8 protein-coding genes are annotated in these 12,854 nt (G+C 41.0%); all 8 read right to left on the bottom strand.

Translation table 11 applies throughout. The annotated features are described in order from the left end of the window. Nucleotides 1-3: 3 nt before the first annotated feature. The 8 genes from rpsJ to rpoB all read right to left on the bottom strand — a co-directional run bounded on the left by rpsJ (nucleotide 4) and on the right by rpoB (nucleotide 12,714). Nucleotides 4-312, bottom strand: coding sequence for a 30S ribosomal protein S10 (gene rpsJ / locus AC1D0Y_RS25530; RefSeq protein WP_013054926.1), 309 nt, complete (start codon nucleotides 310-312; stop codon nucleotides 4-6). Between the two features lie 316 nt (nucleotides 313-628). Continuing rightward, the gene (gene tuf / locus AC1D0Y_RS25525; protein WP_013081371.1) at nucleotides 629-1,819 is read right to left on the bottom strand and encodes an elongation factor Tu; all 1,191 of its coding nucleotides are present in this window, start codon (nucleotides 1,817-1,819) and stop codon (nucleotides 629-631) included. Nucleotides 1,820-1,935: 116 nt separating this feature from the next. Continuing rightward, the gene (fusA, locus tag AC1D0Y_RS25520) at nucleotides 1,936-4,014 is read right to left on the bottom strand and encodes an elongation factor G (RefSeq protein WP_028410367.1); all 2,079 of its coding nucleotides are present in this window, start codon (nucleotides 4,012-4,014) and stop codon (nucleotides 1,936-1,938) included. A gap of 57 nt (nucleotides 4,015-4,071) precedes the next feature. Then, entirely contained in the window at nucleotides 4,072-4,542 is a 471-nt protein-coding gene (rpsG, locus tag AC1D0Y_RS25515) for a 30S ribosomal protein S7 (RefSeq protein ID WP_013054923.1), read from the bottom strand. A gap of 50 nt (nucleotides 4,543-4,592) precedes the next feature. Continuing rightward, nucleotides 4,593-5,015 (bottom strand): 30S ribosomal protein S12, encoded by a 423-nt coding sequence (gene rpsL / locus AC1D0Y_RS25510; protein WP_013054922.1) that lies wholly within the window; start codon nucleotides 5,013-5,015, stop codon nucleotides 4,593-4,595. Nucleotides 5,016-5,114: 99 nt separating this feature from the next. Next, the gene (locus AC1D0Y_RS25505; protein WP_013054921.1) at nucleotides 5,115-5,363 is read right to left on the bottom strand and encodes a 50S ribosomal protein L7ae-like protein; all 249 of its coding nucleotides are present in this window, start codon (nucleotides 5,361-5,363) and stop codon (nucleotides 5,115-5,117) included. A 131-nt stretch (nucleotides 5,364-5,494) separates the two neighbouring features. Then, nucleotides 5,495-9,088: a DNA-directed RNA polymerase subunit beta' gene (gene rpoC, locus AC1D0Y_RS25500; RefSeq protein ID WP_013081369.1), complete on the bottom strand. Its 3,594-nt coding sequence runs from the start codon at nucleotides 9,086-9,088 to the stop codon at nucleotides 5,495-5,497. 62 nt (nucleotides 9,089-9,150) lie between these two features. Next, nucleotides 9,151-12,714 carry a DNA-directed RNA polymerase subunit beta gene (gene rpoB, locus AC1D0Y_RS25495; protein WP_013081368.1) on the bottom strand — a complete coding sequence of 1,188 codons (3,564 nt, stop codon included), beginning with the start codon at nucleotides 12,712-12,714 and terminating at the stop codon, nucleotides 9,151-9,153. Nucleotides 12,715-12,854: the final 140 nt, after the last annotated feature.

Here is a 12,854-nt window from a genome sequence, read left to right as displayed (position 1 = left end):
AAATTAAAGTTTAATTTCGATATCTACACCAGATGGTAAGTCTAAACGCATTAATGAATCAACAGTTTGTGGTGTTGGATTCACGATATCAATTAAGCGTTTATGCGTGCGCATTTCGAACTGCTCACGAGAATCTTTATATTTGTGTACTGCACGTAGAATTGTATAAATTGATTTTTCAGTCGGTAATGGAATCGGACCAGATACAGCCGCACCAGAACGTTTTGCAGTTTCTACGATTTTCTCAGCAGATTGATCAAGAATTCTGTGATCATATGCTTTTAAACGAATGCGAATTTTTTCTTTTGCCATTATTTTCCCTCCTTTTTCGCCTATTTTACAATAGACATTCTCCGCGGAAATTTCCCCACACTCGCCATGGCAAAGCGGCCGGGTGTGTCGGCAACCTTCCGCATCATCGCAGTCAAAGACCAACATTTTTATTATACTAAAAATGGGTTCATATTGCAACAATAAAGTTAAAAAACTTTTTTATGTGTCGCACACTTTTTTCATTATATATAAAAGGAGATCATTTTGCAAGTGTAATAGTAAAAACTATCTTTACCTTTTATCACCAAATAAAAAAAGGAGTAGGTTACCCTACTCCCTTTACTGAAACGAGAAATTACTCGCTGATTTTAGCTACAACGCCAGCGCCTACTGTACGTCCACCTTCACGGATTGAGAATTTAGTACCTTCTTCAATCGCGATTGGAGCGATAAGTTCAACAGTCATTTCGATGTTGTCGCCAGGCATTACCATTTCTACGCCTTCAGGTAAGTTACAAATACCAGTTACATCAGTTGTACGGAAGTAGAACTGTGGACGGTAGTTTGTGAAGAATGGAGTGTGACGTCCACCTTCGTCTTTAGAAAGAACGTATACTTCAGCAGTAAATTTAGTGTGTGGAGTGATTGAGCCTGGTTTAGCTAATACTTGTCCACGTTGGATTTCTTCACGTGCTACACCACGAAGTAAAGCACCGATGTTGTCGCCAGCTTCAGCATAGTCAAGAAGCTTACGGAACATTTCTACACCTGTTACAGTAGTAGATTTTGGCTCTTCAGTTAAACCGATGATGTCGATAACGTCACCAACTTTAACTTGTCCACGCTCTACACGACCTGTAGCAACTGTACCACGACCAGTGATTGAGAATACGTCCTCAACTGGCATCATGAATGGTTTTTCAGTGTCACGTTCTGGAGTTGGGATGTACTCATCAACAGCGTCCATAAGCTCGATGATTTTAGCTTCCCAATCAGCTTCACCTTCAAGAGCTTTAAGAGCAGAACCTTTGATTACTGGTACATCGTCACCAGGGAAGTCGTATTCAGAAAGAAGGTCACGTACTTCCATTTCTACTAATTCAAGTAGCTCTTCGTCGTCTACCATGTCACATTTGTTTAAGAATACAACTAGGTAAGGTACACCTACTTGACGAGAAAGAAGGATGTGCTCACGAGTTTGTGGCATTGGACCATCAGCAGCAGATACTACTAAGATACCGCCATCCATTTGAGCAGCACCAGTGATCATGTTTTTAACATAGTCAGCATGTCCTGGGCAGTCAACGTGTGCATAGTGACGAGTGTCAGTTTCGTACTCAACGTGTGCAGTTGAGATTGTGATTCCACGCTCGCGCTCTTCTGGAGCAGCGTCGATCATGTCGTAAGCCATTGCTGCACCTTTACCACTTTTCTTAGCAAGAACAGTAGTGATAGCAGCTGTTAAAGTTGTTTTACCATGGTCAACGTGACCAATTGTACCGATATTGGCATGTGTTTTTGAACGGTCGAATTTTTCCTTAGCCATTCGAAAATCCTCCTTAAAATTCATGTAGTTTATGTTTTATGAGGCCGTGAAAGGGAATGAGCTCCACTTTCACAGCGTACATAAGTAGTTATACTTCAATAAAGAGTGAAAATCAATTATTCACCTTTATTTTTTTTAATAATTTCTTCTGAAATTGATTTAGGAACTTCTTCGTAGTGATCGAAGTGCATAGAATATGTTCCGCGACCTTGAGTGTTTGAACGTAATGCAGTTGCATAACCAAACATTTCAGAAAGTGGAACGAATGCACGTACAACTTGAGCGTTACCGCGTGCTTCCATACCTTCTACACGTCCACGACGAGACGTAATGTCACCCATGATATCTCCTAAGTATTCGTCAGGGATAACAACTTCAACCTTCATCATTGGTTCAAGGATAGCTGGGCTACATTTTGATACTGCGTTTTTAAGAGCCATAGAAGCGGCAATTTTAAACGCCATCTCACTTGAGTCAACGTCATGGTAAGATCCATCAACTAAAGCAGCTTTGATATCGATTAATGGATAACCAGCAACAACACCGTTTTGTAATGCATCTTCAAGACCAGCTTGAACTGCAGGGATGTATTCACGTGGAACTACACCACCAACGATTTTGTTCTCAAATTCAAAGCCTTTTCCTTCTTCGTTAGGTTCGAACTCAATCCAAACGTGACCGAATTGTCCACGACCACCAGATTGACGAGCGAATTTACCTTCAACTTTCGCACCAGCGCGGAAAGTTTCACGGTAAGCTACTTGAGGAGCACCAACGTTTGCTTCTACTTTGAATTCGCGACGCATACGGTCAACGATGATATCAAGGTGAAGCTCACCCATACCAGAGATGATGATTTGACCAGTCTCTGTATTAGTTTCCGCACGGAAAGTTGGATCTTCTTCTTGTAACTTTTGAAGAGCTGTAGTCATTTTATCTTGGTCAGCTTTTGATTTTGGCTCAACAGATAAAGAGATAACTGGCTCTGGGAATTCCATAGACTCAAGAATTACAAGACTCTTTTCGTCACATAGAGTATCACCAGTAGAAGTATCTTTTAATCCTACAGCTGCCGCGATATCTCCAGCGTATACTTCAGAAATCTCTTCACGAGAGTTAGCATGCATTTGTAGGATACGACCTACACGCTCACGCTTACCTTTTGTAGAGTTTTTGATGTATGAACCAGAGCTTAGTACACCAGAGTACACACGGAAGAATGTTAATTTACCAACATAAGGGTCCGTCATAACTTTGAACGCTAATGCTGAGAAAGGAGCGTTGTCGCTAGACTCACGCGTAACTTCTTCTTCTGTGTCAGGTACGATACCTTGGATTGCTGGTACATCTACTGGAGATGGTAGGTAGTCAATTACTGCATCTAGCATTAATTGTACACCTTTGTTTTTGAATGCTGAACCACAGATAACTGGGTAGAATTCAACGTCACAAGTACCTTTACGGATACCAGCTTTTAGTTCTTCAACTGTAAGCTCGCCTTCGTCTAAGTACTTCATCATTAATTCTTCGTCAAGTTCTGCAACAGCTTCTACTAAGCTTGCACGGTATTCTTCAGCTTGCTCTTTGTATTCCTCAGGAATTTCACGAGACTCTGAACGAGTACCTAAGTCATCTTCGTAGAAGTATGCTTTCATTTCCACTAGGTCAATGATTGCTTCGAACTCATCTTCAGCACCAATTGGCAACTGAATTGGGTGAGCATTTGCACCTAAACGATCGTGGATCGTTTTTACAGAGTACAAGAAGTCAGCACCAATTTTGTCCATTTTGTTAACGAATACGACACGGGGAACACCGTACGTAGTCGCTTGACGCCATACTGTTTCTGTTTGAGGCTCAACACCAGATTGAGCATCAAGAACTGCCACAGCGCCATCAAGTACACGTAATGAACGCTCAACTTCAACAGTGAAGTCTACGTGTCCAGGAGTATCAATGATGTTAACGCGGTGACCTTTCCAAGAAGCAGTTGTCGCAGCAGACGTGATAGTGATACCACGTTCTTGCTCTTGCTCCATCCAGTCCATTTGTGAAGCTCCTTCATGAGTTTCACCAATTTTATGGATACGGCCAGTATAATAAAGAACACGCTCAGTTGTTGTTGTTTTACCAGCATCAATGTGAGCCATGATCCCAATATTACGAGTGTTTTCTAAGGAGAACTCTCTTGCCATCTTAGGTATTTCTCCTTCCATATTATAATTTGTTTTTTAAAAAGTTTCGTTAAAAGATTACCAACGGTAATGAGCAAATGCTTTGTTAGCTTCTGCCATTTTGTGAGTATCTTCACGTTTCTTAACTGCAGCACCAGTGTTGTTAGCTGCATCAAGGATTTCGTTAGCTAAACGCTCTTCCATCGTTTTTTCTCCACGAAGACGAGCATAGTTTACTAACCAACGAAGACCTAAAGTAGTACGACGCTCTGGACGTACTTCTACAGGAACTTGGTAGTTAGAACCCCCTACACGGCGTGCTCTAACTTCTAGTACAGGCATGATGTTTTTAAGAGCTTGGTCGAATACTTCCATAGCTTCTTTACCACTGCGCTCTTGTACTAAATCGAATGCTCTATAAAGAATAGCTTGTGACTTACCGCGCTTTCCATCAAGCATCATTTTGTTGATTAAGCGAGATACAAGCTTAGAATTGTAAATCGGATCTGGTAATACGTCTCTTTTTGCAACAGGTCCCTTACGTGGCATTCTACTTCCTCCTTTCACTTTTAAAAGTTTATCTATTAATTGTTAAGCTATTATTTTTTAGCTGCTTTTGGTCGCTTAGTACCATATTTAGAACGACCTTGCATACGGCCATCCACACCAGCAGTATCAAGTGCACCACGTACGATATGGTAACGTACCCCTGGTAAATCTTTTACACGTCCACCGCGGATAAGTACCACGCTGTGTTCTTGTAAGTTGTGACCAATACCTGGGATATAAGCTGTTACCTCGATACCGTTTGTTAAACGTACACGAGCATATTTACGAAGAGCCGAGTTCGGTTTCTTCGGTGTCATAGTACCCACACGTGTACATACACCACGTTTTTGTGGAGAAGATTGGTTAGTTTGAGCTTTTTTGAAGCTGTTGTAACCTCTGTTTAAAGCAGGTGAGTCAGATTTTTTACCTTTACTCACACGACCATTACGGATTAATTGGTTAATAGTAGGCATTTAAATTTTCCTCCTTTCGCCTTTTGTAAGACCACACATCCAGGTGGTTCATTTTTTAGCAAAAAACAAAGTCTTTGAAACTAAAAGTTCAAAAACGTGTTAACTAATAATTGCAACAGTTGCAGCGTTAACTTCTATCCTACAAGCTTGACCAAGCTTTCGCATAGAAGGGACATACGTATACGGAACGTTTTCTTGCTGTGCCGTTTTTGCCACAATGGATGTGACATAAAAATCAGCGTCTTCAGCAATGATGACTTCCTTTACTGTACCTTTTTTTAATGCTTTCACCGTCTGCTTTGTTCCTACAATAATATGATCAGCCTGTAATACTTTTTCATAAGACATTATCATATCCTCCAAAGTAACAGGTAGTTTATAGGAGCACCTTTGATATAGTATCATTCCCTAGAATGGATGTCAACTAACGTTTTGTAGTTTTTTAAAAAAACATCCATTCTAGAGTAATGATTTTATAATTAGTCGATTGTTACCGTTTCTTCAGCTTGGTTTTTGATCGGTTCAGCATTACGATATCTCGTCATACCTGTACCAGCCGGAACTAGCTTACCAATGATAACATTCTCTTTAAGTCCAAGCAACTCATCACGTTTTCCTTTGATTGCAGCATCCGTAAGAACACGCGTTGTTTCTTGGAATGATGCAGCAGATAAGAAGGAATCAGTTTCAAGAGATGCTTTTGTAATACCAAGTAATACAGGACGACCCGTCGCTGGACGATTGCCTTCAAGTAATACTTTTTCATTTGCATCAGTGAATTGGTGAATATCAAGTAATGAACCTGGTAATACATCTGTATCTCCTGAATCCATTACGCGCACTTTACGAAGCATTTGGCGAACCATTACCTCTACGTGTTTATCTCCAATTTCTACCCCTTGCATACGGTATACTTTTTGCACCTCACGAAGCAAGTACTCTTGTACAGCCGTGATGTCTTTTACTTTTAGTAATTCTTTAGGATCAATTGAACCTTCTGTTAATTCTTGACCACGTGCAATGCGCTGTCCTTCAATAACTTTCAGACGTGCACTGTACGGAGCTGTGTAAGAACGAGTTTCAATCTCTCCTTGAACAGTAATTTCATGTTGACGATCGCGTCCTTCAGAAATGCCGGCAATTGTACCTTCAATTTCAGAAATAACGGCTTGACCTTTAGGGTTACGCGCTTCGAAGATCTCTTGGATACGCGGTAAACCTTGAGTGATATCGTCTCCAGCAACCCCACCTGTATGGAATGTACGCATCGTTAACTGTGTACCTGGCTCACCGATAGATTGAGCAGCGATGATACCAACTGCTTCACCCACTTCAACTTCTGAACCAGTTGCAAGGTTACGACCGTAACATTTTTTACATACACCGTGGCGAGTGTTACAAGTGAATGCAGAACGAATCCATACTTCTTCAACACCAGCATCCACAATTGTTTCAGCTAGGTCTTCTGTAATCAGTTCGTTTTCTTTCACTAACACTTCGTTTGTTCCTGGGTGAAGTAGTGTTTTTCTTGCATAACGTCCAATTAGACGCTCATCAAGTTTCTCAATTTCTTCTGTTCCTTCTTTGATTGCAACAGCCAGAATACCGCGGTCTGTACCACAGTCGTCATCACGTACGATAACGTCTTGTGCCACGTCAACCAGACGACGAGTAAGGTAACCTGAGTCAGCTGTTTTAAGAGCCGTATCGGCAAGACCTTTACGTGCACCATGGGTAGAGATAAAGTACTCTAATACTGTTAAACCTTCACGGAAACTAGATTTGATTGGTAACTCAATGATACGACCAGACGGGTTGGCCATTAGTCCACGCATACCTGCAAGCTGAGTGAAGTTAGATGCGTTACCACGGGCACCAGAGTCACTCATCATGAAGATTGGGTTGCGTTTGTCTAATGACGCCATTAATTTACCTTGGATAACGTCTTTCGCGCTACTCCATACAGAGATAACACGCTCATAACGCTCATCTTCAGTAATTAAACCACGACGGAATTGTTTTAGTACGTTATCTACTTTAGCTTGCGCTTCTGTTAAGATAACTTCTTTTTCTCCTAAAACCACGATATCAGCTACACCAACTGTAATACCAGCTTTAGTAGAATATTTGAAACCTAGGTCTTTCATACGGTCAAGCATTTTAGAAGTCTCAGTAATTTTGAAACGTTTAAATACTTCAGCGATAATATTACCTAAGATTTTTTTCTTAAACGGTGCGATAGCCGGTTGATTCTTGATGAATTCCTTCACATCTGCACCTTTTTCAACAAAGTACTTCTCAGGAGTTTTCACTTCTAAGTTTTCTCTTGTTGGTTCGTTAATGTATGGGAACGATTTTGGTAAAATTTCGTTGAAAACTAATTTACCAACCGTTGTAACAAGCAACTGTTGATTTTGTGCTTCTGTAAACGTTTCGTTGTTTAAAGAACCTGCATACACACCTACACGTGTATGAAGATGCACATAACCGTTTTGGTACGCTAATAGTGCTTCATTTGTATCCTTGAACACCATACCTTCTCCAACTGCCTCTTCACGCTCAAGCGTTAAGTAGTAGTTACCTAATACCATATCCTGTGAAGGTGTAACAACTGGTTTACCATCTTTAGGGTTCAAGATATTTTGAGCAGCAAGCATTAAGATACGTGCTTCTGCTTGTGCTTCTGCAGATAATGGAACGTGAACCGCCATTTGGTCACCGTCAAAGTCAGCGTTATATGCTGTACATACAAGCGGGTGAAGACGGATAGCGCGACCTTCTACAAGCGTAGGTTCAAATGCTTGAATACCTAGTCTGTGTAGCGTTGGTGCACGGTTTAAAAGAACTGGATGCTCTTTAATAACCGATTCTAATACGTCCCATACTTCAGGTTGCACGCGTTCAATTTTACGTTTTGCACTCTTGATGTTATGAGCTAAACCGCGCTCAACAAGCTCTTTCATTACGAAAGGTTTGAAAAGCTCTAACGCCATTTCTTTTGGAAGACCACATTGATACATCTTTAAGTTCGGACCTACAACGATTACCGAACGGCCAGAGTAGTCAACACGTTTACCTAATAAGTTTTGACGGAAGCGACCTTGCTTACCTTTTAACATGTGAGAAAGAGATTTTAATGGACGGTTACCTGGTCCTGTTACCGGACGGCCGCGACGACCATTATCGATTAATGCATCTACAGCTTCTTGAAGCATACGCTTTTCGTTTTGAACGATAATGCTAGGAGCTCCAAGGTCTAATAAACGCTTTAAGCGGTTGTTACGGTTGATTACACGGCGATATAAATCGTTTAAGTCAGACGTAGCAAAGCGTCCACCATCTAATTGAACCATTGGACGAAGTTCTGGCGGAATAACCGGTAGAACGTCTAAAATCATCCAAGAAGGTTCGTTACCAGAATGACGGAAAGCCTCTAGTACTTCTAAACGTTTAATAGCACGTGTACGACGTTGACCTTGAGCAGTTTTCAATTCTTCTTTCAAAGCATCTACTTCTTTATCAAGATCGATGTCATGCAATAATTTTTTAACAGCTTCAGCACCCATTGCTGCATGGAAAGTTTGTCCGTACTTCTCACGATACGCACGGTATTCTTTCTCTGATAAAAGCTGTTTCTTTTCAAGTGGTGTATCACCAGCATCTGTTACTACATAAGAAGCAAAATAAATGATTTCCTCTAGCGCACGAGGGGACATGTCTAAGACAAGTCCCATGCGGCTAGGAATACCTTTAAAGTACCAAATATGAGAAACAGGTGCAGCTAGCTCGATGTGACCCATGCGTTCACGACGAACTTTTGCGCGCGTAACTTCTACGCCGCAACGATCACATACAACACCTTTATAACGAACGCGCTTATATTTTCCGCAGTGACATTCCCAGTCCTTTTGTGGACCAAAAATACGCTCACAGAATAAGCCGTCTTTTTCAGGTTTTAACGTACGATAGTTGATCGTTTCAGGTTTTTTTACCTCACCGTACGACCAAGAACGAATTTTATCTGGCGAAGCTAGACCGATTTTCATATACTCAAAGTTATTTACATCTAGCAAGGAGCCTACCTCCCTTTTAATCTACAGGTTTTTTCCCTTAACGTTTATATGAAAGTAATTCCTTACTCTTTTGTGACAGGATCTTTTTGTCCTTCAGAAAGGCTTTCTTCGTTATCTGCAATAATTGATTCTGTTGGTTGCTCATGGTCCTCTTCTGAGTCCATGATATCAATTTCTTGCTCGTCAGCAGAAAGCATCTTCACATCCATACCTAAACTTTGTAGTTCTTTAATTAATACTTTGAACGATTCAGGTATGCCAGGTTCTGGAATGTTTTCACCTTTAACAATTGCTTCGTATGTTTTCACACGACCTACTACGTCATCTGATTTCACTGTTAAGATCTCTTGTAATGTGTAAGCAGCACCGTATGCTTCAAGTGCCCATACCTCCATCTCACCAAAACGCTGTCCACCGAACTGCGCTTTACCACCAAGTGGTTGTTGTGTAACAAGTGAGTATGGTCCAGTAGAACGAGCGTGAAGTTTATCGTCTACCATGTGAGCAAGTTTGATCATGTACATGATCCCTACTGATACACGGTTATCGAATGGTTCACCTGTTCGACCATCATATAGAACTGTTTTAGCATCACGAGACATGCCAGCTTCTTCGATTGTTGCCCAAACATCTTCCTCACGCGCACCATCAAATACTGGAGACGCAACGTGAATGCCAAGCTTACGAGCAGCCATACCTAAATGAAGCTCTAGCACCTGACCGATGTTCATACGAGATGGTACCCCTAATGGGTTTAACATGATGTCAATTGGCGTACCGTCTGGTAGGTAAGGCATATCTTCTTCAGGTAAAATACGTGAAATTACACCTTTGTTACCGTGACGACCGGCCATTTTGTCACCTTCAGAAATTTTACGCTTCTGAACAATGTATACACGGACTAATTGGTTTACACCTGGTGGTAATTCGTCGCCATCTTCGCGGTTGAAGACTTTAACATCAAGAATGATTCCACCGCCGCCGTGTGGTACACGAAGAGAAGTATCACGAACTTCACGCGCTTTTTCACCGAAAATAGCGTGTAGAAGACGTTCTTCAGCTGTTAGTTCTGTTACACCTTTTGGCGTTACTTTACCAACTAAAAGATCTCCGTCTTTTACTTCTGCACCAATGCGGATGATTCCACGCTCATCTAAGTTGCGAAGCGCATCTTCACCTACGTTTGGAATGTCACGCGTAATTTCTTCAGGTCCAAGCTTCGTATCACGAGACTCAGATTCATATTCTTCAATATGAACAGACGTATATACATCGTCTTTCACAAGGCGTTCACTCATGATGATGGCATCCTCATAGTTGTAACCATCCCATGTCATGAAACCAACCATTACGTTTCGTCCTAAAGCAAGCTCACCTTTTTCCATTGAAGGACCGTCGGCTAAGATCTCACCTTTTACTACTTCGTCGCCAACTGAAACAATTGGACGCTGGTTGTAACAAGTACCTTGGTTAGAACGAACAAATTTTAATAGTTTGTATTGATCTAAGTTACCTTTAACTTTTTGTCCGTCTACTTCTTCATAGCGGCGAACAAAAATTTGTTTGGCTTCTACGCGCTCTACAACGCCAGGATATTTACAAATCACGGCTGCACCAGAGTCTTTACCAGATACGTATTCCATACCTGTACCTACGATTGGTGCTTCAGGATTTAATAAAGGTACTGCTTGACGTTGCATGTTCGCACCCATTAATGCACGGTTAGAGTCATCGTTCTCTAAGAATGGGATACATGCTGTAGCGGCAGATACAACTTGTTTTGGTGATACATCCATATAGTCTAAACGATCGCGACGGATAACCGTGTTTTCTCCACGGAAACGTGCAACGACATTTTCATCTAAGAATGAACCATCATCACCTAGACGAGCGTTCGCTTGGGCTACAACATAGTTATCTTCTTCATCAGCTGTTAAGTAGTCAATTCGCTCTGTCACTTTACCTGTTTCAGGATCGATACGACGGTAAGGTGTTTCGATGAAACCGAATTTGTTTACTTTTGCATAAGAAGATAGTGAGTTGATTAACCCGATATTCGGACCCTCTGGCGTTTCAATCGGACACATACGGCCATAGTGGGAGTAGTGAACGTCACGTACTTCGAAACCAGCGCGCTCACGCGTTAAACCACCAGGTCCTAGAGCTGAAAGACGACGTTTGTGCGTCAATTCGCCTAATGGATTCGTTTGATCCATGAACTGTGATAATTGAGAACTTCCAAAGAACTCTTTAATCGCCGCAATAACTGGGCGAATATTAATTAATTGTTGAGGTGTGATTGTATTCGTGTCTTGAATTGACATTCTTTCACGAACAACACGTTCCATACGAGATAAACCGATACGGAATTGATTTTGTAACAATTCACCTACAGAACGCAGACGACGGTTACCTAAGTGGTCGATATCATCTGTGTCTCCTACTTGATGAAGCAAGTTAAAGAAGTAACTGATCGATGCTAAAATATCAGCAGGTGTGATATTTTTAACTTCTTCTGTTACATACGCGTTACCTGATACAGTGATGATTTTTTCACCTTCTGGATCATTTGGCGCATAAATCTTAATAGATTGTAATGTAACATCGTCTTCTACTACTCCACCAACCGGGCTGTAAGTTTTGAAGTTTACTCCACCTTCAAGCATCGGAATCAAGCGATCTAGCAGACGGCGGTCAATCATTGCGCCCTTTTCTGCAATAATTTCACCTGTTTCAGGATCAACTAATGTTTCAGCTAGCTTTTGATTAAATAAGCGATGTTTGATATGAAGCTTTTTATTAATTTTATAGCGACCTACGTTCGCTAAGTCATATCGTTTTGGATCAAAGAAGCGAGATACTAATAGAGACTTCGCATTCTCAACTGTCGGTGGTTCACCCGGACGTAAACGCTCATAGATTTCTAATAGCGCTTTTTCCGTTGTTTCCGTATTATCTTTTTCAAGCGTATTACGGATGTATTCATTATCACCGATTAAATCGATAATCTCTTGGTCAGAACCGAAACCTAGCGCGCGTAACAGCACTGTTACTGGCAGTTTACGAGTACGATCAATACGCACGTATACTACATCTTTTGCATCAGTTTCATATTCTAGCCATGCACCACGGTTAGGGATAACAGTTGCTGTATATCCTTTTTTACCGTTTTTATCAAGCTTTCCACTATAGTAAACACTTGGTGAACGAACCAACTGTGATACGATAACACGCTCAGCACCATTAATTACAAAGGTACCTGTTTCGGTCATCAATGGGAAATCTCCCATGAACACATCTTGGTCTTTTACTTCACCTGTTTCTTTATTAATTAACCGCACCTTAACACGAAGAGGTGCTGCATAAGTTACATCACGTTCTTTGGACTCTCCTACTGAATACTTTGGCTCACCTAAGCTGTAATCAATAAATTCTAGTGATAAGTTACCTGTAAAATCATCAATTGGAGAAATATCTTGGAACATTTCTCGTAAACCTTCATCTAAAAACCATTGGTATGAAGCCGTTTGAATCTCGATTAAGTTCGGTAACTCTAAAACTTCACTAATACGAGCATAACTTCTGCGTTGGCGGTGGCGTCCATACTGAACTAGTTGACCTGTCAACTGATTCACCCCTCAAATCAAGCGTTATTATTCAAAATATATAATAAACCATATGTTTATTATTGAACAAAAGAAAAATGGTCTCTTTAAATAGAAAACCACAATTTCATAAAAACGTACTATTGATTTTATTAGTTTTT

The organism is Priestia sp. P1_B12_1 (genome assembly GCF_056406695.1).
The sequence above is the reverse complement of the archived record's forward strand: the minus strand, read 5'-3'. Positions and strand labels throughout refer to the sequence as shown.

Excerpts from the sequence above, each read along its gene's own strand:
- fusA (WP_028410367.1), bottom strand. The coding sequence starts at position 4,014 with ATGGCAAGAGAGTTCTCCTTAGAAAACACTCGTAATATTGGGATCATG.
- AC1D0Y_RS25505 (WP_013054921.1), bottom strand. The coding sequence starts at position 5,363 with ATGTCTTATGAAAAAGTATTACAGGCTGATCATATTATTGTAGGAACA.
- rpsG (WP_013054923.1), bottom strand. The coding sequence starts at position 4,542 with ATGCCACGTAAGGGACCTGTTGCAAAAAGAGACGTATTACCAGATCCG.
- rpsL (WP_013054922.1), bottom strand. The coding sequence starts at position 5,015 with ATGCCTACTATTAACCAATTAATCCGTAATGGTCGTGTGAGTAAAGGT.
- rpsJ (WP_013054926.1), bottom strand. The coding sequence starts at position 312 with ATGGCAAAAGAAAAAATTCGCATTCGTTTAAAAGCATATGATCACAGA.
- tuf (WP_013081371.1), bottom strand. The coding sequence starts at position 1,819 with ATGGCTAAGGAAAAATTCGACCGTTCAAAAACACATGCCAATATCGGT.